The 26,543-nt window shown below is 73.9% G+C and carries 23 protein-coding genes; 15 read left to right on the top strand and 8 right to left on the bottom strand.

Annotated elements, in window-relative coordinates; translation table 11 throughout:
- Positions 1 to 273: 273 nt before the first annotated feature.
- Positions 274 to 1,029, bottom strand: coding sequence for an SIS domain-containing protein (locus AB0G63_RS04485; protein WP_360744099.1), 756 nt, complete (start codon positions 1,027 to 1,029; stop codon positions 274 to 276).
- A 262-nt stretch (positions 1,030 to 1,291) separates the two neighbouring features.
- Here AB0G63_RS04485 and AB0G63_RS04480 point away from each other — a divergent pair, with 262 nt between their 5' ends.
- Positions 1,292 to 1,984, top strand: coding sequence for a metal-dependent transcriptional regulator (locus tag AB0G63_RS04480; protein WP_360744096.1), 693 nt, complete (start codon positions 1,292 to 1,294; stop codon positions 1,982 to 1,984).
- A gap of 635 nt (positions 1,985 to 2,619) precedes the next feature.
- Entirely contained in the window at positions 2,620 to 3,561 is a 942-nt protein-coding gene (locus AB0G63_RS04475; RefSeq protein ID WP_360744493.1) for an alpha/beta hydrolase, read from the top strand.
- Between the two features lie 79 nt (positions 3,562 to 3,640).
- Here the strand turns inward: AB0G63_RS04475 and AB0G63_RS04470 are convergent, their stop codons facing one another.
- A complete protein-coding gene (locus AB0G63_RS04470; protein ID WP_360744093.1) occupies positions 3,641 to 4,303 on the bottom strand; it encodes a bifunctional DNA primase/polymerase in 663 nt (220 codons plus the stop codon).
- Between the two features lie 329 nt (positions 4,304 to 4,632).
- Here AB0G63_RS04470 and AB0G63_RS04465 point away from each other — a divergent pair, with 329 nt between their 5' ends.
- Positions 4,633 to 6,018 (top strand): transcriptional regulator, encoded by a 1,386-nt coding sequence (locus AB0G63_RS04465; protein ID WP_360744090.1) that lies wholly within the window; start codon positions 4,633 to 4,635, stop codon positions 6,016 to 6,018.
- A gap of 212 nt (positions 6,019 to 6,230) precedes the next feature.
- Positions 6,231 to 7,850 carry a hypothetical protein gene (locus AB0G63_RS04460; RefSeq protein WP_360744087.1) on the top strand — a complete coding sequence of 540 codons (1,620 nt, stop codon included), beginning with the start codon at positions 6,231 to 6,233 and terminating at the stop codon, positions 7,848 to 7,850.
- Positions 7,851 to 7,892: 42 nt separating this feature from the next.
- On the opposite strand, the gene AB0G63_RS04455 is transcribed toward AB0G63_RS04460, so the two are convergent.
- Positions 7,893 to 9,200: an ABC transporter substrate-binding protein gene (locus AB0G63_RS04455; RefSeq protein ID WP_360744084.1), complete on the bottom strand. Its 1,308-nt coding sequence runs from the start codon at positions 9,198 to 9,200 to the stop codon at positions 7,893 to 7,895.
- 117 nt (positions 9,201 to 9,317) lie between these two features.
- On the opposite strand from AB0G63_RS04455, the gene AB0G63_RS04450 reads away from it, so the two are divergent.
- The gene (locus AB0G63_RS04450) at positions 9,318 to 9,818 is read left to right on the top strand and encodes a hypothetical protein (protein WP_360744081.1); all 501 of its coding nucleotides are present in this window, start codon (positions 9,318 to 9,320) and stop codon (positions 9,816 to 9,818) included.
- Positions 9,819 to 9,864: 46 nt separating this feature from the next.
- A complete protein-coding gene (gene purU, locus AB0G63_RS04445) occupies positions 9,865 to 10,746 on the top strand; it encodes a formyltetrahydrofolate deformylase (RefSeq protein WP_360744078.1) in 882 nt (293 codons plus the stop codon).
- A 302-nt stretch (positions 10,747 to 11,048) separates the two neighbouring features.
- Here purU and AB0G63_RS04440 read toward each other — a convergent pair whose 3' ends face one another.
- Together AB0G63_RS04440 and AB0G63_RS04435 are read right to left on the bottom strand one after the other, a co-directional pair.
- On the bottom strand, positions 11,049 to 12,509 hold the full coding sequence (locus AB0G63_RS04440; RefSeq protein WP_360744075.1) for a zf-HC2 domain-containing protein: 1,461 nt from the start codon (positions 12,507 to 12,509) through the stop codon (positions 11,049 to 11,051).
- Entirely contained in the window at positions 12,506 to 13,120 is a 615-nt protein-coding gene (locus AB0G63_RS04435) for a sigma-70 family RNA polymerase sigma factor (protein WP_360744072.1), read from the bottom strand. The genes AB0G63_RS04440 and AB0G63_RS04435 overlap by 4 nt, the downstream gene beginning before the upstream one ends.
- A 311-nt stretch (positions 13,121 to 13,431) precedes the next feature.
- Between AB0G63_RS04435 and AB0G63_RS04430 the strand changes: the two genes are divergently transcribed.
- Both AB0G63_RS04430 and AB0G63_RS04425 read left to right on the top strand, forming a co-directional pair.
- Entirely contained in the window at positions 13,432 to 13,812 is a 381-nt protein-coding gene (locus AB0G63_RS04430) for an STAS domain-containing protein (protein ID WP_360744069.1), read from the top strand.
- 222 nt (positions 13,813 to 14,034) lie between these two features.
- The gene (locus AB0G63_RS04425; protein ID WP_360744066.1) at positions 14,035 to 14,547 is read left to right on the top strand and encodes an EF-hand domain-containing protein; all 513 of its coding nucleotides are present in this window, start codon (positions 14,035 to 14,037) and stop codon (positions 14,545 to 14,547) included.
- Here AB0G63_RS04425 and AB0G63_RS04420 read toward each other — a convergent pair.
- Positions 14,526 to 16,034 (bottom strand): AMP-binding protein, encoded by a 1,509-nt coding sequence (locus AB0G63_RS04420; protein WP_360744063.1) that lies wholly within the window; start codon positions 16,032 to 16,034, stop codon positions 14,526 to 14,528. The two genes, AB0G63_RS04425 and AB0G63_RS04420, sit on opposite strands and share 22 nt — an antisense overlap.
- Before the next feature lie 168 nt (positions 16,035 to 16,202).
- On the opposite strand from AB0G63_RS04420, the gene AB0G63_RS04415 reads away from it, so the two are divergent.
- From AB0G63_RS04415 to AB0G63_RS04400, 4 genes are all read left to right on the top strand, one after another.
- Complete coding sequence (locus AB0G63_RS04415) at positions 16,203 to 17,405, top strand: amidohydrolase family protein (RefSeq protein ID WP_360744060.1); 1,203 nt, start codon at positions 16,203 to 16,205, stop codon at positions 17,403 to 17,405.
- Positions 17,405 to 18,538 carry an acyl-CoA dehydrogenase family protein gene (locus AB0G63_RS04410; protein ID WP_360744057.1) on the top strand — a complete coding sequence of 378 codons (1,134 nt, stop codon included), beginning with the start codon at positions 17,405 to 17,407 and terminating at the stop codon, positions 18,536 to 18,538. The genes AB0G63_RS04415 and AB0G63_RS04410 overlap by 1 nt, the downstream gene beginning before the upstream one ends.
- An 82-nt stretch (positions 18,539 to 18,620) precedes the next feature.
- A complete protein-coding gene (locus AB0G63_RS04405) occupies positions 18,621 to 19,493 on the top strand; it encodes an acyl-CoA dehydrogenase family protein (protein WP_360744054.1) in 873 nt (290 codons plus the stop codon).
- Between the two features lie 487 nt (positions 19,494 to 19,980).
- Positions 19,981 to 20,442 carry an ATP-binding protein gene (locus tag AB0G63_RS04400; RefSeq protein ID WP_360744490.1) on the top strand — a complete coding sequence of 154 codons (462 nt, stop codon included), beginning with the start codon at positions 19,981 to 19,983 and terminating at the stop codon, positions 20,440 to 20,442.
- Between the two features lie 622 nt (positions 20,443 to 21,064).
- Here the strand turns inward: AB0G63_RS04400 and AB0G63_RS04395 are convergent.
- Positions 21,065 to 21,991, bottom strand: coding sequence for a cyclase family protein (locus AB0G63_RS04395; protein WP_360744051.1), 927 nt, complete (start codon positions 21,989 to 21,991; stop codon positions 21,065 to 21,067).
- Positions 21,992 to 22,074: 83 nt separating this feature from the next.
- Between AB0G63_RS04395 and AB0G63_RS04390 the strand changes: the two genes are divergently transcribed.
- From AB0G63_RS04390 to AB0G63_RS04380, 3 genes are all read left to right on the top strand, one after another.
- Positions 22,075 to 22,986 carry an SDR family NAD(P)-dependent oxidoreductase gene (locus AB0G63_RS04390; RefSeq protein ID WP_360744048.1) on the top strand — a complete coding sequence of 304 codons (912 nt, stop codon included), beginning with the start codon at positions 22,075 to 22,077 and terminating at the stop codon, positions 22,984 to 22,986.
- Positions 22,987 to 23,113: 127 nt separating this feature from the next.
- Positions 23,114 to 24,274 (top strand): acyl-CoA dehydrogenase family protein, encoded by a 1,161-nt coding sequence (locus tag AB0G63_RS04385; protein ID WP_360744045.1) that lies wholly within the window; start codon positions 23,114 to 23,116, stop codon positions 24,272 to 24,274.
- Entirely contained in the window at positions 24,274 to 25,323 is a 1,050-nt protein-coding gene (locus AB0G63_RS04380; RefSeq protein WP_360744042.1) for a Zn-dependent alcohol dehydrogenase, read from the top strand. The genes AB0G63_RS04385 and AB0G63_RS04380 overlap by 1 nt, the downstream gene beginning before the upstream one ends.
- A gap of 24 nt (positions 25,324 to 25,347) precedes the next feature.
- Here the strand turns inward: AB0G63_RS04380 and AB0G63_RS04375 are convergent, their stop codons facing one another.
- Positions 25,348 to 26,343, bottom strand: coding sequence for a helix-turn-helix domain-containing protein (locus AB0G63_RS04375; RefSeq protein WP_360744039.1), 996 nt, complete (start codon positions 26,341 to 26,343; stop codon positions 25,348 to 25,350).
- Positions 26,344 to 26,543 lie beyond the last annotated feature (200 nt).

Raw genomic sequence — 26,543 nt, 5'->3', positions numbered from 1 at the left:
TCGGCCCCGCAGCCGGCAGTCGTCCGCGGGCGGTGCCGGCGGCCCGTACGGCGCCCGCGCCGCCGCCGGCGGCCGGCTGGGCTGCCGCCGCCTCACCCGTCATGCCGGAACGGCCGGGCGGTCGGCCCCCGCGGCAGCCGTCGGCCGCTTCAGTCGCCGGCCCGCTGATGTCGGCCCCGGTATCCGTCGGCCGCCGTCTGCCGCGCCGGCCTGGGTACGCCGCCCGCCGCACTTCGGCGGCTGCGCGGCCGCCGGGCGCTCCCGGCGGAGCGCTCAGCGCCGGTAGAAGATCCGGTCGCCGTACTCCTCCATCACCCGTCCGTTCCACTCGTGGCCCCCGTCGACGTTCCCGGAGCGCAGCAGCGGCGGCTCGATGCCCCGGTCGGCCAGCGCGGCGGCCGTCGTGGCCATGACGGCCTGCAGCAGGGCCGCGGTGACGACCGTGGAGGCCGGCGCGAAGGGGGCGGGGACCGTGTCGAGCGTCAGCTCGGCGTCACCGACCGCGATCTTGGAGTCGAGGACGATGTCGCAGTGGTCCTTGAGGAACCCGCCGGACGCGTGCCGCGACCGCGTCTCGGAGGCGTACGCCACCGAGGTCACGCCGATGACCTTCACGCCCGTCGCGCGGGCGCTCATGGCCATCTCGACGGGCAGCGCGTTGCGTCCGGACAGGGAGACGACCACGAGAGCGTCCCCGGAGCGGATCGGCGAGCTGGCGAGCACCGCGCTCGCCAGGCCGTCCACCCGCTCCAGCGCGGAGCCGAGCGTGGCCGGCATGACGTCGACGCCGACGACGCCGGGCACGGCCAGCAGGTTCATCAGGGCCAGCCCGCCGGCGCGGTAGACGACGTCCTGGGCGGCGAGGGACGAGTGGCCCGCGCCGAAGGCGAACAGCCGGCCGCCGTCGGCGACGGTGTCGGCGAGCAGCGCGCCGGCCGCGGCGACGGCGTCCGCCTCCTCCTCCCGGACCCGTTGCAGCAGGCCGATCGCGGCGTCGAGGAACCGGCCGGCCGGGGTGGCGTCGCTCATGCGGATCCTTCCGGAGGGCGGCGTCGGATGTCCGTGTCGCGGATCACCGTGCGGTCTGGACCAGTGCCGTGTCAATACGGCGTCCGGCGGCTCTCGCGCGGGTGCCCGGACGGCGTGCGCCGGGTCCGGCCGCATCACCGCCGGGCCCGTGGTTTCCGCAGCGCCGCACGGTTGTCAGTGCCATGCGTCAGAATTGGGTCCACGGCCAGCGCACACGCCGCGGAGCCGTCACGCTCGCGGCAGATCTCATCGAGGGGCACGTATGTCCGGACTGATCGACACCACGGAGATGTATCTCCGCACCATCCTCGAGCTCGAGGAAGAGGGCGTGGTCCCCATGCGTGCCCGGATCGCCGAGCGGCTCGACCAGAGCGGGCCGACCGTCAGCCAGACGGTGGCGCGGATGGAACGGGACGGCCTCGTGTCCGTCGCCTCCGACCGCCACCTGGAGCTCACCGACGAGGGCCGTCGGCTCGCCACGCGTGTGATGCGCAAGCACCGGCTGGCGGAGTGCCTGCTCGTGGACGTGATCGGCCTGGAGTGGGAGCAGGTGCACGCCGAGGCGTGCCGCTGGGAGCACGTGATGAGCGAGGCCGTGGAGCGCCGGGTCCTGGAGCTGCTGCGTCACCCCACCGAGTCGCCGTACGGCAACCCGATCCCGGGCCTGGAGGAGCTGGGCGAGAAGGACGGCGCCGACCCGTTCCTCAACGAGGGCATGGTGTCGCTGGCCGACCTCGACACGGGCGAGGACGGCAAGACGGTCGTCGTGCGCCGGATCGGCGAACCGATCCAGACGGACGCACAGCTGATGTACACGCTGCGCCGGGCGGGCGTGCAGCCCGGATCCGTGGTGAGCGTGACGCAGTCGGCGGGCGGTGTGCTGGTGGGCAGCGGCGGCGAGGCGGCCGAGCTGGAGGCGGACGTCGCCTCCCACGTGTTCGTCGCCAAGCGCTGAACGGCCGGGCGGCGCCCGCCGTGACGGCGCGCCGCCGCTCCGGCGACGGCGGTGGTCCGGTGAGGCGGCGGTCCGGCGACGGCGGTGGTCCGGCGACGGCGGTGGTCCGGCGACGGCGGCGGTCCGGTGACGCTGTCGGTCGGAAGATCCAGTGCGTCGAATCGCAGCGCTGTGACGCCTCCCGTGCGACGCTTTTCCGTAAGGCATATGACGGAGGGGGCGGGCGAATGCGCCGCAGACGCGTGGAGGGCCCCGGCGCCTTGCGGCGCCGGGGCCTGTCCTCCCCTGTGCTGACCCGGAGCCCCGAGCTCTCAGGGTCATTCCCCTCGGACCGTTTTCCCCGAGCGGTCCGCCCCCCGCTGAAGATCTCCCCTCGACAGCGACGATCATTCCCCGAAGCGGGTCACTCGAACGAGGGGTGTTGCTCGCCGAAAGAGCATTTTCGAATAGGCATTCGATAGTCTGCGGTGACGGATCATGCGGAACGTGCGCTTCATCTAAGGGGTGCACGAGAGCACGCGGCAGCCGCGTGCACGAAGGCAGCTGCACGGGCAACGGCAGGACACGGTGCACAGGACCGTCCGGCTCGAGCGTGAGCGAGCGGTCCGAGCGGAGCTAGGGGGGTGCCAGGACCAGTGGTGCGGCGCATCGACGTGACCGGGACGGGTGGTGTCCGTCTCGCGGCCTGGGAGTTCGGCGATCCGCCCAAGAGCGACCCGGCGGCCCTCGTCCCGCGGCAGGCGGGACCGCCCGGCCGTACCGACGACCCGCCCGGCCGTACCGACCCGCCGGGCGGCGTCGAGCGCACGCCCGGTGTGCTGTTACTGCACGGACTGATGGGCCGTGCCTCGCACTGGGCGTCCACCGCCCGCTGGCTGTCCGGCCGCCACCGAGCGGTCGCGCTGGACCAGCGTGGCCACGGCCAGAGCGACAAGCCGCCGCAGGCGGCCTTCACCCGCGAGGCCTACGTCGACGACGCCGAGGCCGCCCTGGAACAGCTGGGCCTCTCCCCGGCGGTCCTCATCGGCCACGCCATGGGCGCCCTGACGGCGTGGCAGCTCGCCGCCAAGCGCCCCGACCTGGTCCGCGGGGTGATCATCTGCGACATGCGGGCCTCCGCGCTCGGGGCCGCCTCGCAGCGCGAGTGGGCGGACTGGTTCAAGGCCTGGCCGACGCCGTTCGCCACACTCGCCGACGTCCGCAAGTGGTTCGGCGAGGACGACCCCTGGGTCGAGCGCCCCAACCCGGCCCGCGGCGAGTTCTACGCCGAGGTGATGCACGAGGGCCCGGACGGCTGGCGGCCCGTCTTCGACCCCGAGCAGATGCTGGCGTCCCGTGCGACCTGGGTGTACGACGCGCACTGGGAGGAGCTCGCCCAGGTCCGCTGCCCGGCACTGGTCGTCCGCGGCCTCGACGGCGAACTCGGCCGCGCCGAGGCCCAGGAGATGGTCCGCGTGCTGCCCCGCGGCCAGTACGCGGAGGTGGCCGACGCCGGTCACCTCGTCCACTACGACCAGCCGGAGGCCTGGCGCGCGGCGATCGAACCGTTCCTGGACGGCGTCCTCAGCGAACCCTGACCCGGCGCCCGGAGGCGCGCGGAGCCCAAGCCGGCCGTCCTGGGGCAACCCCGGGCGGTCGCCCCATCCGGCGGCAGGGTCAGCGGTCCCGTCCGCACGCGTACGCGAGCGGCGAGATCAACTCCTCCACGTCCGGCAGCCAGCGGTTCGCGGCCGAGGGCCGGCAGGCCCACTGCACGGCCCCGCGGGAGCCGTACCGGGTGGGCGGCGCGGCGACGTACGAACCCTCGCCGAGCGTGACCAGGTCGAGGGAGGACGGCGCCCACCCCAGCTTGCGCACCAGGTCCGGCGTCTTCGCCGCCCCGCCGGGCAGCACGAAGAAGTGCATCCGCCGGTCCGGCGTCAACGTCACCGGACCCAGGGTCAGTTCCATCCGCTTCATGCGGGCCAGCGCGAGGAACCCGGCCGTCTCCGGCACCGAGACCGTGTCGAACGCGCGCCCCGTCGGCATCAGGATCGACGCCGTCGGCTGCTGCGACCACAGCCGTCGTGCCACGGTGGCGCTGCCCGTCGCCTGCGTCGCCCAGTCCTCGCGCGCCGGGTGCGCGCCGGGCAGGGCGCACGCGGTGTCGCCGCAGGAGCAGTACTGCACCCCGTCGGCGGCCTCCAGCCAGGTGCCCGGGAAGACGTCCCAGTGGCGTTCCTCGGCGTAACGGACGGCGGTCTCCAGCAGCGATGCGCCACGCTGCAGAGGAATCTGAACGGCTTCGGTGCCCACGATCGTATCTTCCACGATGCACACAACTACCGCATCAACCTGGAGTTACGGGAGTCGCGCGCGCGGGGGAGGGGCGTCGGCCCGGCCGGCGGGGCGCATGGAGGCACGTGCGGGGGCGCGTGGGAGGAAGCGCGGTGTGAGCTGGGTAGCCACGAGTGGGGTCGGCTCCGGCCTTCCCCGGCAATCCTCAGGAAACCTCGCATGACTCGCATTCCGTGCATGTCCGCGGGGCATTGATCTTCCCGGCCGGATCTATTCGTCACCTCCGGGACGGCGGGTGACGAGCGGGTCCGGTCACGGAAGACACGCCAACTCGGTGCGTGGGCAGGCACCGCAGCCACAGGGGGTACGCCATGGCCGCAAGGCCGCTCGTCGCGCGGCAGCCGAACGAACGGTTGCAGGCGCTCATCCAGGAGGCGGGATGCTCGAACGCCGGGCTCGCCCGCCGGGTCAACATGTGCGGCGCCGAGCACGGTCTCGACCTGCGTTACGACAAGACGTCCGTGGCCCGCTGGCTGCGCGGACAGCAGCCGCGCGGGCGCGCCCCGGCCGTCATCGCGGAGGCACTGGGCCGCAAACTCGGCCGTACGGTCACGATCGACGAGATCGGCATGGCCAACGGCAAGAACCTCGCCTCCGGCGTGGGGCTGCAGTTCTCGCCGACGGTGCTCGGCGCCATCGAGCAGGTCTGCGAGCTGTGGCGCAGTGACGTGGGGCGCCGGGACTTCCTGTCCGGCTCGGCCGTGGCCGCGTCCGCGCTGGTCGAGCCGAGCCGCGACTGGCTGATCTCCACGCCGGACGCGCAGGTGGCGCGCTCGGCGGGCCCGCGGGTCGGCCAGTCCGACGTGGCCGCCGTACGGGCCATGACCCAGGCGCTGGTCGACCTCGACCACCAGTACGGCAGCGGGCACGTGCGCCCGGTCGTCGTGCACTACCTCAACAGCGTCGTCTCCGGGCTGCTGGCGGGCTCCTACCGGGAGGCGGTGGGGCGGGATTTGTTCGCCGCCGTCGCCCGGCTGACCGAGCTCGCCGGGTACATGGCCGTCGACACCGGTCAACCGGGCCTCGCGCAGCGGTACTACATCCAGGCGCTGCGGCTGGCCCAGGCGGCCGGGGACCGTGGATACGGCGGGTACGTGCTCGCCGCCTCCATGAGCCACCTCGCCGCGCAGCTCGGGAACCCGCGCGAGATCGCGCAGTTGGCGAGGGCGGCGCAGGAAGGGGCGCGCGGGCGCGTCACGCCGCGCGCGGAGGCCATGTTCCACGCGGCGGAGGCGCGCGGGCACGCGCTGCTCGGCGACGCGCGCGCCGCGCAGGCGGCGTCCGGGCGCGCGCTCAGCGCGCTGGAGTCCGCCGACTCCGCCTCCGGGGACGACCCGGAGTGGATCGCGCACTTCGACGAGGCCTACCTAGCCGACGAGTTGGCGCACTGCCACCGCGACCTCGGGCAGAGCGAGGCGGCGGCCCGGTGCGCCGAGGAGGCGCTGGCCGGCCTCCCGGAGACGAAGGCCCGCCGCCGGGCCATCGGTTACGTCCTCCTCGCCACCGCGCAGGTCCAGCAGCGGGAGATCGAGCAGGCCTGCAACACCGGCCTGAAGGCGGTGGAGTTGCTGGAGACGCTGCGCTCCGACCGGGGCGCGGAGTACCTGGACGATCTCCAGCAGCGGCTGGAGCCGTACCGGCAGGAGTCGGTGGTGCGGGAGTTCGGGGCGCGGCTGGGCGTGCGGGCGGCGGCGTGAGCGCCCGTCCCGCCCGGTCGGTGAACCCGCGGGGAACCGCCGGTTGACGTGCGGGAACCGGCGCGGGAGGGCGGGCGCGGGGGGCCGCGGAGACGCCCTGCCGACCCGGCCACGGGGAAGGAGGTGACGGCCTGAGCTGCGTGGCACCCGGCTCGTGGGACCCGGTAGCGTGAGCCGACGACGCACAAGGTCCCCCATTGGTAGGAGTCCCGGTGACGCAGAGTGGACAGGGCGAGGAGCCCTCGCTGCGCCAGGCGCGCGAAGGCATCGTGCTGCCCTCCGACGGCGGCGAGCCCGTGCTGCCGGGCGGGCCGGGCGGGTTCGCCCCCGCACCGGCCGGCCCGCCCGGCGGCCACCCGGCCGGCCCCCGCACGGAACCGCCCGCCCCGGGCGCCCCGGCCGGCGGCCAGGCATGGGGCGCGCCGTGGGGCCCCGACCAGCAGAGCCAGGCCCCGCAGCCGGGCCAGGGCTGGGCGGAGCCGCTCACCCAGCAGTGGGACGCGCCCGATCAGTGGGACGACCGGCAGCAGAGCGCGGGCGGCGCGTCCCAGCCGCTGCCCCCGGAGGGCGCCCCGGCGGCCGCCTACGGGTACCCGCCGTACTCGCCGCCGCAGCCCGCCGCGGGCGCGCCCCTGCCGCCGGAGAACCCGCACGCGTACGGCGCTCCCGGCACCGCCTACGGCTCGCCCGCCGCCGACGAGGGCGCCACCCAGTACCTCCCGCCCGTCGCCGCGCCCGGCGCCGACGGGGCCACCCAGTACATACCGCCCGTCCCCGCCGCGGACGAGGGCGCGACCCAGTACATACCGCCCGTCGCCGCGGACGAGGGCGCGACGCAGTACATGCCGCCCGTGGGCGCGGGCACGCCGCCGCCCGCGCAGTACCCGGGCCACGCCGGGCACGCCGGCGCCGCGTCCCCGTCCGCCTCCGAGCCCACCCAGTACCTGCCGCCCGTGAGCGGCCAGGCCCCCGGCGCTCCGTACGGCACGCAGGGCGGCGCGGACCGGCAGCCGCCCGCCGAGTTCGACAACCTCTTCCGCAGCGGGCCGGGCGGCGAGAGCGCCGCCGGGTCCACGCAGCAGCTGCCGCGCTTCGACCAGCAGCAGGCCCCCGCGCCGTCGTACGACCGGCCCTCCTACAGCCCGCCCGGCCACGGCGGGAGCGGCGGGCGGGGCGACGGCGGGGGCCGGGGCGGCCGCGGCGGGCGGGGCGGCTCGCGCGTGCCGCTGATCGCCGCGGTCGGCGTCGGCATCGTCGTCCTCGGCGTCGGCGCCGGGGCCCTGCTCGGCGGCGGGGGCGACGACGACAAGGCCGGCAAGCAGACCGTCTCGGCCACGGCCCCCGCGACCGAGGGCTCCGCCTCCCCGTCCGCCGACCCGGCGAAGCAGCAGGCGACCGCCCTGGACGGGCTGCTGGCCGACAGCGGGAACAGCCGGGCCTCGGTGATCGCGGCCGTGGGCGACGTACGGGCCTGCAACAACCTGGGACAGGCGGCCTCGGACCTCAGGGCCGCGGCCAAACAGCGCAACGAGCTGGTCACCCGCCTGTCCGGCCTGTCCGTCGACAAGCTGCCGAACCACGCCGAGCTGACCACCGCGCTCACCAAGGCGTGGCAGGCGTCCGCCTCGGCCGACGACCACTACGCGGCCTGGGCCGACCAGGTCGCCGGCAAGAAGGGCTGCCGCAAGGGGCAGGCCCGCACCACCGGGCAGACCCTGGCCGGCAACCGGGCGAGCACCACCGCCAGCGCCCAGAAGGCCAAGGCCGCCCAGCTGTGGAACGCGATCGCCAGGACGTACGGACTGACGCAGCGCCAGCCGACCCAGCTGTGACGGCGCGGGGAGGCGATCCGGGGACGTGCGCCGGGCCGCGGCTCAGCTCACGTCCGCGTCCTTCAGGGTCCCGGTGACGTTCAGGAAGCCCTTCTTGGCGGCCACCAGCTGGCCCTGCCGCACGACCTGCAGCGTCACCTCGTCGTTGACCAGCCGGGACAGGCCGATGGCGGCGAGCGGGCCCTCCTGCTCCCACTCCAGCGGCGGGGTGAGCCCGCCCGTGGTGACCTTCAGCCCGTGGTCGAGGGCCCGCCGTACGGTGTCGGAGGTCACGTTGCCGCCGCCCAGCGACTCCACGGTCTTGCGGAACACGGTGTAGGCGATCCAGGTCGTCTGCACGCCGGCGTCCGCCGCGTCGATGCGGTTGTCGCCGAACGCCTGCCGGCTGATCACCTTCTTCATCCCGTCCCAGCGCGGATCGTTCGCGGCCGGGTACCAGCCGGTGATGTACGACCCCTCGTACGGCCCCGACCGCCCGCCGGACTCGTTGATCTCCGTCTGGTCCACGCTGCCCAGCACCGCGGCCGTCTTCACGCCCGGGGCGTTCTCGCGGGCGCGCCGGAAGGAGTCCATGAAGGTGCTGGTGCGGTCCCCGAGCGCGGGGATCACGCAGCCCTTCTTCGTCGCGTCGCCGGCCGAGGCGGCCACCGCCCGCCGCGCCTGCTCCTCGTACTCGGTGGCGTCGTCGGCCGCCTGCTGGTCGACGGAGGCCGCGTGCCCGCCCGCCTTCAGGCCGGAGTCGAGCATCGGGGGCAGCGCGTCGCCCGCGATGTTGTCGGGCCGCACCAGCACCACCGAGCCGCAGCCCGCGGCGAGTTCCTTGCCGAGGCCGGCCAGCAGGGTGGGCTGCCCGCCGTTGACGGGGTAGGACAGCGGGCTGGTGAACTCGCCGCTGCTGAGGCCGTATCCGCCGATGTACGGGATGCCGGCGGCCTCCAGGGACGGCAGGAAGGAGTCGCTGTGCTGGCTGTAGGAGCCGACGACCGCGACCACCTTCCGCTTGACCGCGATCCGGGAGCACTTCGCGGCGGCCACGCTGTCGTTGTGGTCGTTGCAGGTCAGCACCCGCAGCTTGCGCCCGGCGATGCCGCCCCGGGCGTTGACCCAGCGGGCGTAGGCCTGCGCGAAGGCGGGCATGCCGGGCTTGTTGGTGGCGTCGGTGTCCTGCGGGGCCCAGGTCATGACGGTGATCGTGTCGTCCCCGGATCCCCCCGCGGTGCCGGGGACCACCCCGCACCCGACGGCGATGGAGGCGCACACGGCCAGAGCCCCCACCGAGAGGACGGCGGCTCTGACGGGCCGGTTGAGCGTAGGTCGGGAGGTGCTGCGGTCGGTTCGCCTGCCGGTCATGTACACACACGGTTCCCTCACACCCCCAAGTGCAGGGTGACCTAGGGTTATTGACCGGTGACATGCGGGTGAATTGCGGGGGCCGGCGAGGCCCCCGCCGCGGAGAACGTACGATCGGTGACCGTGCAAGGTCCGGATAACTCTTCCCGTCGCGCCCGTCGCTCCTCCACCATGGGCGGCATGCCACTCAACGACATGCCGTGGTGGCGCTGGCGCAGCAATGTGCGCTCCGCGCTGCACATGCTCTCCGACCCGGTGTTCCAGCGGGACGTCTGGCTGGCCGGCGTGGACGGGTACGGGGACGTCACCGACGCCGTGTACCGCCTGGTCGAGGACACCTGGCTGGACAACTGGTCCGCCGAGAAGTACGTCGGCACGATCTTCCGGGACTCCCAGGAGGCGGCCCTCGTGGACACCGCCGTGCTGCGCGTGCTGCGGATCATGCACCAGGTCGGACCCGACGCCCCGGTCTCCGCCTACCTCGAGAACCAGGCGTGGCCGGAGGCGGTGCGGGCGGCGCGGGACGCGCACGTGCGGATGGCCGTGGCCGACGGCGAGGACCCGGACGCGCCGCCGCGCACCCTCGAGGTGCTGCGGATCATGACCCGGTCCGCGTGACGGACGAGGATCCGTCCGCGCCCGCGAATATGGGACCCTGTCCTGCATGAGCGAGCAGTCCACCCCCGCCGCGGCCCCGGCCGACCAGTACGTCCTCACGCTCTCCTGCCCGGACAAGCAGGGCATCGTGCACGCCGTGTCCAGCTACCTGTTCATGACCGGCTGCAACATCGTGGACAGCCAGCAGTTCGGCGACCACGACACCGGGCTGTTCTTCATGCGGGTCCACTTCTCGGCCGAGGCGCCGGTGACCGTGGACAAGCTGCGGGCGAGCTTCGCGGCGATCGGTGACTCGTTCCACATGGACTGGCAGATAAACCGGGCCGACGACCGGATGCGCATCGTCCTGATGGTCAGCAGGTTCGGGCACTGCCTGAACGACCTGCTGTTCCGCGCGCGGACCGGGGCGCTGCCGGTGGAGATCGCCGCCGTGGTGTCCAACCACACAGACTTCGCCGAGCTCGTAGCTTCGTACAACATCCCCTTCCACCACATCCCGGTGACGAAGGACACCAAGGCGGACGCCGAGGCGCGGCTGCTGGAGATCGTCCGCGAGGAGAGGGTGGAGCTCGTCGTCCTCGCCCGCTACATGCAGGTGCTCTCGGACGACCTGTGCAAGCAGCTCAGCGGCCGGATCATCAACATCCACCACTCCTTCCTGCCGAGCTTCAAGGGCGCCAAGCCCTATCACCAGGCGCACGCGCGCGGGGTGAAGCTGATCGGGGCCACCGCGCACTACGTCACCGCCGACCTCGACGAGGGGCCGATCATCGAGCAGGAGGTCGAGCGGGTCGGGCACGACGTGACGCCGGACCAGCTCGTCGCGATCGGGCGGGACGTGGAGTGCCAGGCGCTGGCCCGCGCGGTCAAGTGGCACGCCGAGCGCAGGATCCTGCTCAACGGGCGGCGCACGGTCGTGTTCGCCTGAGGACAGCCACGCCTGACGTACCGTCAGGCGTGGCGTTCCCGGTGGCGGTGTGCGATCCCGGTCCGGGAACGGTGTGCGATCCGGGTCCGGGAACACGGTATGCTTGATCTCAAGCCGGTCGCCGCAACTGCGAACAGTCGGCCGTGCGTTGGTGGTCCAAGGAAAGACGCCCCGCTTCCTGCGGGGAAATGCAGGTGCAAGGCCTGCCCGGCGCTCCGGAAGCGAGCCCCCGCCCCACGGAATGTGGGACGGGGGCTCGTTCGTTGCGCCGCCACGCCGCTGTGAGCGGCCCGGGGCCGCCCCTACATGCGGCTCAGGGCCGCCGCGGCGGACAGGACGTCCCGGATCGCCTCCCGGTCGCCCAGCTGCCCGGCCGCCGCCTCCCGCGGCCGCACACGGCCCGCGGCCAGCCGGCAGAACTCCACACCGTCCAGGGCGACATGGGCCACCTCGTGGTCCGCCGAGCCGCGCGCGCCGGGGGAGTCCAGCGGGATCAGCCACTCGCCGCCGCCCGAGCCCTCGATCTCCAGGCGCAGGCTGCGGCCCGGCGCTCCGGCCGGGACGAGGCGCCGGCCCCGGCCGGGCGCGGCCTGCCCCTCCTGCCGCCGCACCGCCAGCGCGGCCGGCAGCATGCGGGCCGCGAGGTCGATCATGAGGTGGAGATGGCGCGGGGAGGGCGGCTCGTACGGGTAGTCCACCGCCTCCGCGATGTCCTCCGCGTGTACCCAGCACTCGAAGGCGCGGTCCACCATCGCGTCCGGCAGCGGCAGTTCGAAGCCGCCGTACGCGACCGTCGGGTCCGCGGCGTCCGGGCCGCCGGCGAACGACACCGTCCGCACCAGGTCGTGGCTCTGCGCCCGCCAGGGCGCCCGCACGGCACGGGTCGGCGGGGCGTGCACGGCGGCGGCACGCCAGTACGCCTCGGTGCGGGCCGCGGGCGTGGCCGCGCCGGGCCCGGCGTCCCCGAGCGGGTCGTCGAGGCCGACCGCCACCGCTACCAGCCCGTCGACCGCCAGCAGGTGCGCGATCACCCCGGCGACGGTGGTACGACGGCTCGCCGCGCCGTCGTCCTCGAACCAGCGCAGCCGCACGGGCGCGTGCCACTCGGCGTCCGCGATGTCCTGGAGCAGGGCGTCCAGGCGGGCGGTCTCGGCGTCGTACGGGGCGGCCCAGTCCGGCACCGGGACGCGCGGCGGACGCCGGTCCAGGCAGCGCTCCAGGACGCGGGTGCGCAGCGCCGGGTCCAGGTCGAGGCTCTCCGGCGGGTGCAGCAGGCCGACCGCCTCGCGCAGCCGCAGCGCCTCGTCCGCGCAGGGGCCGCAGTCGCCGAGGTGCTCCTCGACGGCCGCCGTCTCCTCCGCCGAACAGGCGGCCAGCGCCCAGGCCCCGAGAAGGGACATCAGCACGCGGTGTTCCAGGACGAGCGGGGCGGGCCGCGGTGCCGGGCCCGGCCGGGCATCGATCGGGGGCAGCGGTCCGCCGCCGTCCTCGACGGAGGTGCGGGGCATCGGGATGCGGGGCGGCCGCCCGGGGCCGGGACCGTCACGGCGTGCGGGTCCGCCGGGTCCGCCCGGCCCGCCGGAGCCCGGCGAGCCGCCCGGTCCCTCGCCACCGGCACCCCGGGCATCGTCCCGGCCCGGTGCGCGCGGGTGGCGCCGGCCGTCGTCGGAGCCGTCGTCGGAGCCGTCGTGCGCCGGGTGTTTCCCGTGCCCCCCGTCCTCGCCGTACGCCTCGAAGCGGCGCGCGCCGCCCGCGTCGTTCACGCCGCACCCCCGTGTCCCGGCGGTGCTCCCGGTGCGCCGGCGTCGTGGGCGGTGGACAGCAGTTGCAGGCCCAGGCGGAGCCGGCGGCGGGCCTCGTCCTCGGTGACGCCGAGGTCGGCGGCGGTCTGGCGGTAGTCGCGGCGCTGGAAGTAGGCGAGCTCCAGGGCGGAGCGCAGCGGTGCCGGCATCGACTGCACGATGTAGTCGGCGCGGGCGGCGACCGAGGCGTGGCGCACCCGGCGTTCCAGCTCCTCGGCCGAGCCGCCGTCGCCGGTCGAGCCGCCGTCCTCGGCCGAGCCGCCGTCGCCGGCCGGGGCGGCGGTCCCGGTGGCGCGCAGCCGCCGCACGGCGAGGCGGTGGGTGAGCGCGGCGAGCCAGCTGCGCAGGGGCCCCTGCCGGGGGTCGTAGTCCCCCGGGTGCTCCCAGACGTGGACGAAGACGTCGCGGGTGACGGCGTCGGCGGCTTGCTCGTCGTCGAGGACCCGGTGGGCCAGGCCGTGCACGAGGGAGGCGAAGCGGTCGTAGAGCTCGCCGAGGGCCGCCGCCTCTCCGTGGGCGAGGCGCTGCTGCATCCTGCGGTCCCAGCGGAGCGGTACGTCCTTCTTCGCCATGCGGCCCCCTCACCCCCGCCCGTCGGTCTCCCCAGCCTGCGGCCGCCGTCGCCCCGAATGTAGTCGGCACGTCGGACGACGCACGCCCCTTTGGGGCAATGTGCGCCCCCCGTGGAGGCCCGGGTGGTATTGGACCTTCACCTACCCGAGTTCACTTCTGATCGAACAGGTTCGAAGACGACTAAAACCAGCCTGCTTCGATCAGTTTCCGTTTCTCCGTCGGTGTTTGAGGGAACGGCCGCTGGGCAAGGGCGGCGGGGAAACGTAGGGGTGGATTCCGTTTGTGGAGGAGGCCCCGGTGAGCGAAGGGCGTGGTGGTGGCGTTCTGTGTGACCCATGGCGAGCAGGGCGACTGGGCCGTGCTCCACGTGTCGGGCGAACTGGACCTGCTGACGTCGCCGGCGCTGCGGCAGCGGGTGCACGACGTGGTGGCCGACGGCCGCCACAGCCTCGTCCTGGACCTCTCGGAGGTCTTCTTCTGCGACTCCAGCGGCGTCGGCGTGCTCATCGCCGCCCGCCGCCTGATCCGCTCCTGCCGGGGCAGCCTGCGCCTGGTGCTGCCGGCCCGGGGAGCGGCCGAGGCGTCGCACGTCAGCCGCGTCCTCGGCGCCCTGGGCGTGCGCCGCCTGTTCGACGTGTACACCGACCTGGAGGAGGCCGTCGCCGAGGACGCCGGACCGCTGTCCGCCTGAGAGCCGCGCCGGAGCAGCCGTCGCCCCTCCGGGTCCCGGGCCCGCGCCCGGGACCCGCCGCCGGGGAGCACCGTCGTCGTGCCACACGGTCGTGCCACACCGTTGTCCCGGAATTCCCCCGGTCTTGGCACAAGCGACGCTTTTCCGCGCTCAGCGGGGCCGCCGCGTCGTACGCTCCGTCCGGAAGCACCCCGACACGACGTGAGGCGGCTCGAGGAAGACATGGTCAGCAGCGAGTACGAGCGCAGGATCGCAGGCCGGTTCGCCGTCTTCGACCAGGACGGCAACGGCTACATCGACCGGGAGGACTTCAACGCGGCGGCCAAGGCCCTGCTCGCGGAGTTCGGCACGGCGGCCCGGTCGGACAAGGGGCAGGCCCTGTACGCGGGCGCCGAGGCGTTCTGGCAGGGCATGGCCGGCATGGCCGACCGGGACGGCGACCAGCGCATCACCAGGGACGAGTTCGTGGGCATCGCGGTCAAGAGCCTGCACGACCGGCCGGAGCGCTTCGCCGAGATCGCCCGCCCCTTCCTGCACGCGGCCCTCGCCGTCGCCGACACGGACGGCGACGGCATGGCGGCCGTCGCGGACACCGTGCGGGTGCTGCGGGTCCTCGGCGTGCCGCAGGACGTCGCGGGGACGGTCGCCGCCGCCCTCGACGCCGACGGCGACGGCAAGGTGGGCGAGGCGGAGATCGTGCCCGCGGTCGCCCGTTACTTCACCGTCCCCGAGTAGCGCTCGCGCAGGACGTACTTGAGCACCTTGCGCAGGGTGTCGCCGCGCGGCAGGGCCTCCACGACCTCCAGCCGCTCCGGCAGCTTGTGCACCGACAGCCCCTGCGCGCGCAGGTACGACGTCACCGCCTCCAGGGTCAGCTCCCCGGCCCCCGGCGGCTGCTCGACCACCGCGCACACCCGTTCGCCGCGCTCCTCGTCCGGCAGCCCGATCACCGCCACGTCGCCGACGGCCGGGTGCGCGGCCAGCAGGTCCTCGATCTCCTTCGCCGAGATGTTCTCGCCCTTGCGGATGATCACGTCCTTCAGCCGCCCGGTGAGCACCAGGTGCCCGCTCGCGGTCAGCCGCCCCAGGTCGCCGGTGCGCAGGAACCCCTCCTCGTCGAAGGCCTCGGCCGTCTGCGCCGGGTCCAGGTAGCCCCGGCAGACGGCCTCGCCGCGCAGCCGGACCTCCCCGTCCACGATCCGTATCTCCATGCCCTCCGGCGGCCGTCCCTCCGTCGTCGCCAGGTTCTCCGGGGTGTCGTCCGGCGAGCCCATGGTGATCATCGGCACCTCGGTCATGCCGTACCCGTGGGTGAGCTGGACGCCCATCTCGCGCACCACGGCGCGGTACACCTCGGGCGGCTTCGGCGCCCCGCCGCCCGCGAGCAGCCGCAGCGTCGGGATCACCTTCCCGCCGGGCCGTGCGCGCTGCTCGGCGAGGAACATCGAGTAGAACGCCGTCGACCCGCCCGCCACCGTCACCCCGTGCCTGCGGTACTCCGCCAGCGCGTCCGGCAGCGCGAAGTGCTCCAGCAGCACCGCCGGGAAGCCGTACAGCAGCAGCATCACCAGGTAGTCGGGCCCGCCGATGTGGGCGTAGGGGAAGGCGATCGACCCCACGTCGTCGGCGGTCAGGCGCAGCGCGTGCGCGAGGCAGGAGCCGCCCGCGATCAGCGAGCGGTCCGTGTGCAGCACGCCCTTCGGTGCGGAGGTCGTCCCCGAGGTCCAGTAGATCCAGCGCACCGAGGTGCCGTCGGCGGGCGGGGCGGGCAGCACGGACGGATCGCCGTCCGGCAGCCGGTCGTACGCCTCGAAGACGCCCCTCGCGCCCAGCCGCCGGGCCATCGCAGTGTGGTCGAAGCCGCGCCACTCGCCGGGCACGGCGAAGAACTCCGCCTTCGACTCGCGCAGCGCGAAGCCGACCTCCCGGTCCCGGTAGAAGGGGATGACCGGGGTCTGCACGGCGCCCAGCCGGGCCAGCGCCAGGGAGAGCAGGACCGTCTCGACGCGGGTGGGCAGCTGCCAGGCGACCACCGTACCGGGGCGTACGCCCATGTCGTACAGGCCGGCCGCCACGCGCTCGGCGCGGTCGCGCAGTTCGCCGAAGCTCAGGGAGCGCTCGCCCTGGAGGAGGACCGGGCGGCGGGGGGTGCGGCGGGCCCGGCGGGTGACCAGTTCCCACAGGGTGCGGGATGCGCCGAGCGCGTGGGCGGTGTCGTTCACAGCGGCTCCCCCTTCGACAGAGAGCTGACGGCTCGTCAGATCTCGCGCAGAGCGTAGGGCCGGGCGCCTTGTCGGTCCAGGGGGGCGGGGCTAGCCTGCTGGCAAAGCAGATCTGACGGAGCATCAGAAACGACTGTGAAGACGTCGTCGTGCCAGCCGGAGGGGATCATGACCGACCCGGGCGAACTGCCCCGCATCATCAGCGTCGACGACCACGTGATCGAGCCGGCCCACCTCTTCGAGACCTGGCTGCCGCGCAGGTACCGCGACCGCGGCCCGCGGCCCGTCACCGCCGGGATCGGCGAACTCGCCTACGTCGGCGGCAAGTACCGGATCACGATGGACCCCGACGGCCCGCCCACCGACTGGTGGATCTACGAGGACCTGCAGTTCCCGTACAAGCGCAACATCGCCGCCGTCGGATTCGACCGCGACGAGATGACGCTGGAGGGCATCACGCGCGCGGAGATGCGGCGCGGCTGCTGGGACCCGAAGGAACGGCTCGCCGACATGGACCTCAACCACGTCGAGGCCAGCCTCTGCTTCCCGACCTTCCCGCGCTTCTGCGGCCAGACCTTCGCCGAGGCGCACGACAAGGAGGTCGCCCTTGCCTGCGTGCGCGCCTACAACGACTGGATGGTGGAGGAGTGGTGCGGCGACAGCGGCGGCCGGCTCATCCCGCTGTGCCTGATCCCGCTGTGGGACGTGGAACTGGCGGTCGTGGAGATCCGGCGCAACGCCGCACGCGGGGTGCGGGCGGTCACCTTCTCCGAGATCCCCACCCACCTCGGCCTGCCCTCCATCCACTCCGGGTACTGGGACCCGTTCTTCGCGGCCTGCCAGGAGACGGGGACGGTCGTCAACATGCACATCGGGTCGTCGTCGCAGATGCCGGCCGCCTCCCCGGACGCCCCGCCCGCCGTCCAGGCGTCCCTGAGCTTCAACAACGCCATGGCCTCGATGATGGACTTCCTCTTCAGCGGCGTCCTGGTGCGCTTCCCCACCCTCAAACTCGCCTACTCCGAAGGCCAGATGGGCTGGATCCCGTACGCCCTGGAACGCGCCGACGACGTCTGGCGGGAGCACCGGGCCTGGGGCGGGGTGCGGGACCTGATCCCGGAGCCGCCGTCGGCGTACTACTACCGGCAGATCTTCTGCTGCTTCTTCCGCGACAAGCACGGGGTCGCCTCGCTGGACGTGGTGGGCCGCGACAACGCCACCTTCGAGACCGACTACCCGCACGTCGACTCCACCTTCCCGCACACCAAGGAGGTCGCCCTCGACCACGTCAAGGGCCTCGACCCGGAGACGGTCCACAAGCTGATGCGGGGCAACGCGATCCGCATGCTCGGCCTGGACCTCGACCGCTGATGGACCTGACGTACACGCCGGAGGAGGAGGACTTCCGGGCCCGGCTGCGCAAGTGGCTGGCCGGGGCGCTGCCCGCCCTGCCGCCCAGGCCGTCGCCGCGGGACTGGCCGGCCCGCCGCGCCTACGACGCCGGCTGGCAGCGGATGCTGTACGACGCCGGGTACGCCGACGTGCACTGGGACGCCTCGCCGACCGTGCGGCTGATCTTCCTGGAGGAGACCGAGAAGGCGGGCGCGCCCTACGTGGGGGCCAACTTCGTCGGGCTGCTGCACGCCGGGCCGACGATCGCCGCCGAGGGCACGCCCGCACAGCGGGAGCGCTGGCTGCCGCCGATCCTGCGCGGCGAGGAGGTGTGGTGCCAGGGCTTCAGCGAACCGGACGCCGGTTCCGACCTCGCGGCGCTGCGCACGCGCGCGTGGCGGGACGGCGACGCCTACGTGGTGAGCGGGTCGAAGATCTGGACCTCGCACGCCGAAGTGGCCGACTGGTGCGAGCTGTTGGTGCGCACGGACGCCACGGCGCCCAGGCACCGGGGCATCACCTGGCTGGCGATGCCGATGGACGCCCCGGGCATCACCGTACGGCCGCTGCGCACTCTTGCCGGGTCTGCGGAGTTCGCCGAGGTGTTCCTGGACGAGGTGCGGGTGCCGGTGGCCAACCGGGTGGGCGACGAGAACGACGGCTGGCGCGTGACGATGGTGACGCTGTCCTTCGAGCGCGGCACGGCGTTCGCGGGCGAGGTGGTGGCCTGCCGTCGCGTCCTGGGCGAACTCGCCGCCGAGGCACGCCGCAACGGGCGCTGGGACGATCCGGTGCTGCGGCGCAGGCTCGGCGCGCTGAACGCCGAGTTCCGCGCGCTGTGGCGGCTGGCGCAGTGGAACGTCAGCGAGGCCGAGGAGCGCGGCGGCGTCCCGGGCGTCGGCGGTTCGGTCTTCAAACTGCGGTACTCGCACGCCCGCCAGGACCTCTACGACACCGCGGCCGGCGTGCTGGGCCCGGACGCGCTGGACCTGGACCGGCCGTGGGTCCTCGACCGGCTGACCTCCCTGTCGTACACCATCGCGGCCGGCACCTCGCAGATCCAGCGAAGCATCGTGGCGGAACGCGTCCTGGGCCTGCCGAAGGGGCGGTGACGGGGCGGCGACGGATCGGTGACCGGGCGGTGATTCCGGTGGCGAACGGGCGGTGAAGGGGCGGTGAAGGGGGTGGAGCGGCGTGCGGTTCCGGCTCGGTGAGGAGCAACGGGCCCTGCGGGACGGGGTGCGGGAGGTGCTCGGGCGGTGCTTCGGGCGCGAGGCGCTGTGGCGCGCCGTCGACGCGGGCGGCCGGCTCGACCGGACGGTGTGGCGGGAGTTGGGGGCGGCCGGGTTCTTCGCGCTGCGGGTGCCGGAGGAGGAGGGCGGGGTCGGGCTCGGGCTGCCCGAGGCGGTGCTGGCGTTCGAGGAGGCGGGACGGGTGCTGCTGCCCGGGCCGCTGGTGGCCACCCACCTCGCGGCGCGGGACGTGCCGGGCGCGGCCACCGGCGAGACGGTCGTCGCGGCCGTCGACGGCGGGCTGGTGGAGTGGCTCGCCGAGGCGGACACCGTCCGCGGCGACGCCGTGAAGGCCGTACCGCTGCGGTCGGTCGACCCGTTGACGCCGCTGCACCGCGTGCCCGGCGCGGCGACGACCGCGGCCGATCCGGTGGGCGTTCTGCTCACCGCGGCCGAACAACTGGGCACGGCCACACGCGTGTGCGAGCTGGCCGCGCAACACGCCCGGACCCGCGAGCAGTTCGGGCGGCCGATCGGGGCCTTCCAGGCCGTCCAGCACCTGTGCGCCGAACTGCTGGTGCGCGCCGAGGTGGCCCGCACCGCGGTCTACGCGGCCGCCGTCACCGCCGACCGGACCGACATCGCCGCGGCCCGGCTGCTGGCCGACGAGGCCGCGGTGTGCGGCGCCCGCGACTGCCTCCAGGTGCACGGCGGCATGGGCTTCACCTGGGAGTCCGAGGTGCACCTGCACCTGAAGCGGGCGTGGGTGCGGTCGCAGCGTGGCGGCGGCGTGACGGAGTGTGAGGAGCTGCTCGCGGCCGATCTGACCGCCTGAACGGCATCGTTCTGGGGCATCGCCAGCGCGACCGTCATGGATGTCGCGGATCGTGGCATACCGGAATCACGGAGCGTTGATACCTGGTTGTGTCCCAAGGGTGACCCGTCACGTCCTGGAGTCGCCGCCCTGCTCCGGTACCTTCTGTGGGATGCGAGTGGTGCCGAGGACGGGCCATCCCGGTTTTGCCCCCATGGCAAGGCCGTATCAAGCCTGTTCGACTCGCCGCCGCGAGCGTCGCACAGTATGCCGCACGGGTACTCCTTCGCGCTGGAATATGCCCGAAGCGCTTGTTGAGGTGACTGTACGTCAACCAAGCTGTCTCGTAAGGGATTCACGTTCCGTGACCCTTGCTCTGGGCTCTGCGCCGGCCGTTGTCCCGGCCATGCAGAAAATGGCTACGATCGTGGCCCTCGTCGCGGCGTGCGCGCGGCCCGAGGTCTGGTGTCCGCCGGTTCGGATGGTGTGAGCGGTGCAGGTGCTTCAAGTGCAGTTGGAGATCCGGCCCGACCCCGCAGAGGTCGGGCGCGCCCGGCGGTGGGCGCGGTCGCGTCTGGCCGGGTCCGGCATACAGGAAGACGAACCGCTCGCCGAGACGCTGGTGCTGCTCGTCTCGGAGCTGGTCACCAACGCCGTGGTGCACACCGGCTGTCCGGCCGTGCTGCGGTTGTCCCTGGCGGGCGCGGTGGCCGGAACCGCCACCGTCCGCGTCGAGGTGGCCGACGCCAGCGACCGGGCCCCGGTGCCCCGGTGTCTGGACGGCGACACCACCGGCGGGCGGGGGCTCGCCCTGGTCGACGGCCTCGCCGACCGCTGGGGCTGGAACCCCGAGGGCTCCGGCAAGCGCATCTGGTGCGAACTCGACCGCTGCGAGCGCGCCGGGCAGGGTGCGGCCGACTGCGGAAGCGGGGCGTCGGCGTACGACGGGCTGGCCTTCGAGGCGGTCTGACCCGCTCCCGTCCGCCGGTGGTCCGTCAACCCTGGCGCACGGGCGCAGAAACCGCTGTCAGGCCCGGTCGGCGCCGGGGTGGTGCGCCGGGACGTGCTTCCGTGCGCGTCCGCGACAAAGCGGGCATAAGTGAGGAATCCTGCACCGACTGTTGACGTGTCCTGTCCGATTGATCACCCTTGAGGTCAGCGATTCGCCGCGAGGGGACGGCGAGGGCTCCGGTGACGGGAGCCCTCGGCGAGCGTGGGTCGTGACGCGGCGTCCGTTCCCTCGGGGTCAGGAGGGCCGGAACGGGTGCGCCGCAGTCGGATGGCGGTGCGCGGCGCCGTGCTCGGGGCGGGCGGGGCGCACCGCCATCCGACGGTCTCCGGCGCCCGCGGTGCCCTCACGTGTCTACGCATCTCCCGCGTCCACGGCTCTCCAGAGCCCACGGCTTTCCCGCGTCCGCAGGCTCTCCCGTGTCCACGGCCCCCGTGCGTCCACGGCTCTCGCGTGTCCACGGCTCTCGCGTGTCCACGGCTCTCGCGTGTCCACGGCTCCCGTGCGTCCACGGCTCCCGTACGTCCACGGCTCCCGTGCGTCCACGGCTCCCGTGCGTCCACGGCTCTCCCGCGTCCGCGGCTCACAGGACGGCGACCGGTGCCACCGGGGTGCCCGTCGCGCCGACGAACGGCTCGGGCATCGCCGACAGCAGGAACGCGTACCGGCCGTTTTCTCCACAGGCTGTGGACAACTCTTCGAGATTCCAGTTCTGGCCCTGGAGCATCCCCATCTCCACGAGGTCGAGCGCGTGCACGGCCAGCCACAGGTCCTCGATCTCGGGCGGGAAGATCTCGAAGGTGAGGGTGTCGTTCGCCACGGCGGCCACGTCGCGCGCGTGGAACCACTCCGGCGTGCGCACCGACAGCCCCGGCGACGGATAGCCGTACGCCTCCCGGTCCCCGGCGAGGTAGAGCTGGACCTGCCCGGTCCGCACCAGCACCACGTCACCGGCGCGCACCCGCGTGCCGGCGAGTTCCTCCGCGGCCTCCAGGTCCTCCGGGGTGACCGCGTGCCCGCCCGCCAGCCGGTCGACGCCCCGCGCGCGGGCCACGTCCAGCAGCACCCCGCGCGAGACCACGTGCCGCGCCTTGTCGATGCCGGCGAACTCGGCGCCCCCGTGCGCGGTGACCGTGCCGGCGGGGCGGCCGTTGTAGAGCCGCCCCGAGTGGGAGACGTGGGTCAGCGCGTCCCAGTGGGTGGCGGCCTGCAGTCCCATGGTCACGGCGTCGTCGCTGCACGCCACGGTGCCCGGCCCGAACAGTTCCTGGTTGATCTGCACCATCGTGTGCAGCGGGTTGACCCGCCCCGGGATCACCCCGGTCTGCACGCCGTCCTGCCGCAGCGGCAGCGCGAGCGGGACCCGTCGGCCGGTGCGGACGGTGGCGGCGGCCTCCCGGACGACCTCGTCGGTGATCAGGTTGAGGGTGCCGGTCTCGTCGTCGGGCCCCCAGCGCCCCCAGTTGTTCACGCGCTTCGCGATCTCGTGGAACTCGGCCGGCAGCGACATCGGCCCTCCCCGGGGCTTGTCTCCGGATGTCTGGCGGGACATAAAATCTAACGGTCCGTCAGAAACCGCGGGAAGGGGCCGGCGTGGGGAACTTCTTGGCAGGCAAGGCCGTCGCCGTGACGGGCGCCGGACGGGGCATCGGGCGGGCGGTGGCGCTGGCCGCGGCGGCCGAGGGCGCGAAGGTCGTCGTCAACGACTACGGCGTCTCGGTCGACGGCGCGTCCCCGGGCAGCGCGGTCGCCGAGGCGGTCGTCAAGGAGATCGAGGCCGCGGGCGGCGAGGCGGTCGCGGTGGCCGACGACGTGTCCACCATGACCGGCGGACAGCGGATCGTGGACGCGGCGCTGGAGTCGTACGGGCGCCTGGACGGTGTCGTCTGCGTCGCCGGGATCCTGCGCGAGCGGATGCTGTTCAACATGTCCGAGCAGGAGTGGGACCCCGTGGTGGCCACCCACCTGAAGGGCACGTTCACCGTGTTCCGGGCCGCCTCGGCGGTGATGCGCCGGCAGCGGGCGGGGACGCTGATCGGGTTCACCAGCGGCAACCACCAGGGCTCGGTGTCGCAGGCCAACTACAGCGCCGCCAAGGGCGGGATCATCTCGCTGGTGCGCAGCGCCGCCCTGGGACTGCACAAGTACGGGGTGACCGCGAACGCGGTGGCGCCCGTCGCCCGTACCCGGATGTCGGCCGGGGTGCCCATGGAGCTGGCGGAGATCGGGGAGCCGGAGGACGTGGCCGCACTGGTCGTCTACCTGCTGTCGGACCGGGCGAAGGAACAGCAGGTCACCGGCCAGGTCTACACGGTCGCCGGCCCCAAGATCGCGGTGTGGGCGCAGCCGAGGGAGCTGCGGGCCGCGTACGCCGAGGGCGGGTGGACACCGGAGACGATCGCGCGGTTCCTGCCGGGGACGGTGGGGGTGGACCCGATGCCGATGCTGCGGCAGCTGGAGGAGATGGAGCGGGCGGCGGCGCGCGGGGACCGGCCCAACACCTGAAGGGCCCGACACCTGAAGGGCCCGCTTTCCGAAGGGCCCGCATTCCGAAGGGCCCGGCATCCGAAGGGCCCGCTTTCCGAAGGGCCCGGCATCTGAAGTGGCCCGACACCTGAGAGGGGAGAGCGTCGTGGACTTCGGATTCACCGCCGAGGACGAGGCGTTCCGGGCCGAGGCCCGGGCCTGGCTCGCCGCACACACCTCGCACGCCTCGGACACCGCCGACCGCCGCACCTGGGAACGCACCCTCGGCAAGGCGGGCTGGATCGGACTCGGCTGGCCCGAGTCCGGGTACGGCAACCGCACCGCGGGCCTCACCCAGCAGGTCGCCTGGGCCGAGGAGTACGCCCGCTCGTCCGCGCCGCCGCGTTCCGGGCACATCGGCGAGAACCTCCTCGCCCCCACCCTGCTCGCCCACGGCACCCCCGGGCAGAAGGCCCGCTTCCTCCCGCCGATCGCGGCCGGCGAGGAGCTGTGGTGCCAGGGCTACAGCGAACCCGGCGCCGGCTCCGACCTCGCGGGGGTGCGCACCAGCGCCGTACGCGGCCCCGACGGCGACTACCGCGTCACCGGGCAGAAGATCTGGACGTCGCTGGCGCACGAGGCGGACTGGTGCTTCGTGCTGGCCCGCACCGAGCCCGGCTCCCGCCGCCACCGCGGCCTGAGCTTCCTGCTGCTGCCCATGGACCAGCCGGGGCGGATCGAGGTGCGGCCCATCCGCCAGCTCACCGGCACGAGCGACTTCAACGAGGTCTTCTTCGACGGCGCACGCGCGCGCGTGGAGCACCGCGTCGGGGGCGAGGGCGACGGCTGGCGGGTCGCGATGAGCCTGCTCGGGTTCGAGCGGGGGGTGTCCACGCTGGCCCAGCAGATCGGCTTCGCCGAGGAACTGGCCGACGTCGTCCGGGCGGCCGTGCGGTCCGGTGCGGTGCACGACCCCGTGCTGCACGACCGACTCGTGGCGCAGTGGGCGGAGTTGCATGCGATGCGCTGCAACGCGCTGCGCACGCTGGGGCGTTCGGACGTGCCGGGGGCGCCGAGCGTGGCCAAGCTGCTGTGGGCGGGCTGGCACCGGCGGCTCGGCGAACTCGCGATGCGGGTGCGCGGGGCCGCGGCGGGCGCCGGACCGGCCGACTGGTCGCCTTCGGCGCCGTACGAACTCGACGCGGCGCAGCACCTGTTCCTGTTCTCCCGGGCCGACACCGTCTACGGCGGCTCGGACCAGGTGCAGCGCACGATCATCGCCGAGCGGGTGCTCGGCCTGCCGAGGGAGCCCAAGGGGGGCGAGTGATGCGCGCGGTGGTGTTCGACGGGAAGCGGGCCGAGGTCGTGGACGACCTGGAGGTGAGCGATCCCGGGCCCGGCGAGGTGCGGGTGGCGGTGCGGGCGGCCGGGCTGTGCCACAGCGACCTGTCCGTGGTGGACGGGACCATCCCGTTCCCCGTCCCGGTGGTGCTCGGGCACGAGGGCGCCGGGGTGGTGGAGGCGGTGGGCGCCGGGGTCGCCCATGTCGCGCCCGGTGACCACGTGGCCCTGTCCACGCTGGCCAGCTGCGGCACCTGCGCCGAGTGCGACCGGGGCCGGCCGACGATGTGCCGGCAGGCGATCGGGCGGCCGGGGCGGCCGTTCACGCGGGGCGGGCGGCCGGTGTACCAGTTCGCCGCGGACTCGGCGTTCGCGGAGCGCACCGTGGTGAAGGCCGTGCAGGCGGTGCGCATCCCGGCGGACGTGCCGATGCCGTCCGCCGCGCTGATCGGGTGCGGGGTCCTCACCGGCGTCGGCGCCGTGCTCAACCGGGCGCGCGTGGACCGCGGGGAGAGCGTCGTGGTCATCGGCACCGGCGGGGTCGGCCTCAACGTCATCCAGGGCGCCCGGCTCGCGGGCGCGCTGACGATCGTCGCGGTCGACGCCAACCCGGCGAAGGAGGCGGTGGCCCGGCAGTTCGGGGCGACGCACTTCCTGACGTCGGCGCGCGACGTGCGGGAGATCCTGCCGACCGGCGCCGACCACGCCTTCGAGTGCGTCGGCCGGGTGGAGCTGATCCGGCAGGCCGTCGACCTGCTGGACCGGCACGGGCAGGCCGTCCTGCTCGGCGTGCCCCCGGCGGCCGCGGAGGCGTCCTTCCAGGTCTCCTCCCTCTACCTGGACAAGTCGATCCTCGGCTGCCGCTACGGCTCCTCGCGCCCGCAGCGGGACATCGCCCTGTACGCCGAGCTGTACCGGGCGGGCCGGCTGCTGCTGGACGAGCTGGTGACGGCGACGTACCCGGTCGAGGACTTCGACAGGGCGAGGGCGGACGCGGAGGCGGGCCGCGTCGCGCGCGCCGTGCTCACGTTCTGAAACGCTCCTTCCGAGCGGTCGTCGTCAGGCTCCGGCGCCGGCGCGGAAGGTGCGCCGGTACGCCGTCGGCGTCACCCCGAGCGCCGTCTGCAGATGCTGCCGCATCGACTGCGCCGTGCCGAAGCCGGCGTCCCGCGCGATCCGGTCCACCGACCGGTCGGTGGTCTCCAGCAGCTGCCGCGCCCGCTCCACGCGCTGCTGGGTGAGCCACTGGCCGGGGCTGACGCCGACCTCCTCGCGGAAGCGGCGGGTGAAGGTGCGCACCGACATGGACTCCCGCGCCGCCATGTCCCGCAGCTGGATCGGCTCGTGCAGCCGTCCCAGCGCCCAGGCGCGGGCCGCGGTCGTCGTGGCCTGCTGCGGGTCGGGCACCGGCCGCTGGATGTACTGCGCCTGCCCGCCGTCGCGGTGCGGCGGTACGACCGTGCGGCGGGCGACCTCGGTGGCGACGGCGGTGCCGTGGTCGCGGCGCACGATGTGCAGGCACAGGTCGATGCCGGCCGCGACGCCGGCCGAGGTCAGCACGTCGCCGTCGTCGACGAACAGCACGTCCGGGTCGACGTCGATCTTCGGGAAGAGGCGTTGCAGGTGCTCGGTCTCCGCCCAGTGAGTGGTGGCGCGCCTGCCGTCGAGGAAGCCGGCGGCGGCCAGCACGAACACGCCGGTGCAGATGGAGGCCAGCCGGGTGCCCGGCCGGATGTGCGCGAGCGCGGTGGCCAGCTCCTCGGTGAGCACGCCCTGCTCGAAGACCGGGCCGAGTTCGTAGGAGGCGGGGACGACCACCGTGTCCGCGGTCGCCAGCGCCTCCGGCCCGTGCTCGACCATGACCGAGAAGTCGGCGTCCGTGCGCACCGGGCCGGGCGGCCGGACCGAGCAGGTCACGACCTCGTACAGGGGCCGGCCGCGGCTGTCCCTGGGGCGGCCGAAGATGCGGTGCGGGATGCCCAGCTCGAACGGGAGCAGGCCGTCCAGGGCGAGCACGACGACGCGGTGCGGGCGGAACTCCGGCTCACGGCTCATGGCCCGATCGTAGCGAACACTGTCCTTCGGGCCACTCGATCGCGCCGCTTCCGTACCGGATGCTCTGTTGCGTGAGTCAGCCAACCGAAGCCGCAGTCACCGAGGCCGCAGTCACCGAGGCCGCAGTCACCGAGGCCGCAGTCACCGAGGCCGCAGTCACCGAGGCCGCAGTCACCGAGGCCGCAGTCACCGAGGCCGCT

The sequence above is a fragment of the Streptomyces sp. NPDC020996 genome (assembly GCF_040641355.1).
GTDB lineage: Bacteria > Actinomycetota > Actinomycetes > Streptomycetales > Streptomycetaceae > Streptomyces.
This window is presented reverse-complemented; position numbering and strand designations above follow the sequence as displayed.

Bases quoted from the DNA above. Each gene is read 5' to 3' on its own strand.
- AB0G63_RS04485 (WP_360744099.1), bottom strand. From the start codon at position 1,029: ATGAGCGACGCCACCCCGGCCGGCCGGTTCCTCGACGCCGCGATCGGC.
- AB0G63_RS04480 (WP_360744096.1), top strand. From the start codon at position 1,292: ATGTCCGGACTGATCGACACCACGGAGATGTATCTCCGCACCATCCTC.
- AB0G63_RS04465 (WP_360744090.1), top strand. From the start codon at position 4,633: ATGGCCGCAAGGCCGCTCGTCGCGCGGCAGCCGAACGAACGGTTGCAG.
- AB0G63_RS04455 (WP_360744084.1), bottom strand. From the start codon at position 9,200: ATGACCGGCAGGCGAACCGACCGCAGCACCTCCCGACCTACGCTCAAC.
- purU (WP_360744078.1), top strand. From the start codon at position 9,865: ATGAGCGAGCAGTCCACCCCCGCCGCGGCCCCGGCCGACCAGTACGTC.
- AB0G63_RS04435 (WP_360744072.1), bottom strand. From the start codon at position 13,120: ATGGCGAAGAAGGACGTACCGCTCCGCTGGGACCGCAGGATGCAGCAG.
- AB0G63_RS04425 (WP_360744066.1), top strand. From the start codon at position 14,035: ATGGTCAGCAGCGAGTACGAGCGCAGGATCGCAGGCCGGTTCGCCGTC.
- AB0G63_RS04415 (WP_360744060.1), top strand. From the start codon at position 16,203: ATGACCGACCCGGGCGAACTGCCCCGCATCATCAGCGTCGACGACCAC.
- AB0G63_RS04410 (WP_360744057.1), top strand. From the start codon at position 17,405: ATGGACCTGACGTACACGCCGGAGGAGGAGGACTTCCGGGCCCGGCTG.
- AB0G63_RS04395 (WP_360744051.1), bottom strand. From the start codon at position 21,991: ATGTCGCTGCCGGCCGAGTTCCACGAGATCGCGAAGCGCGTGAACAAC.
- AB0G63_RS04380 (WP_360744042.1), top strand. From the start codon at position 24,274: ATGCGCGCGGTGGTGTTCGACGGGAAGCGGGCCGAGGTCGTGGACGAC.
- AB0G63_RS04375 (WP_360744039.1), bottom strand. From the start codon at position 26,343: ATGAGCCGTGAGCCGGAGTTCCGCCCGCACCGCGTCGTCGTGCTCGCC.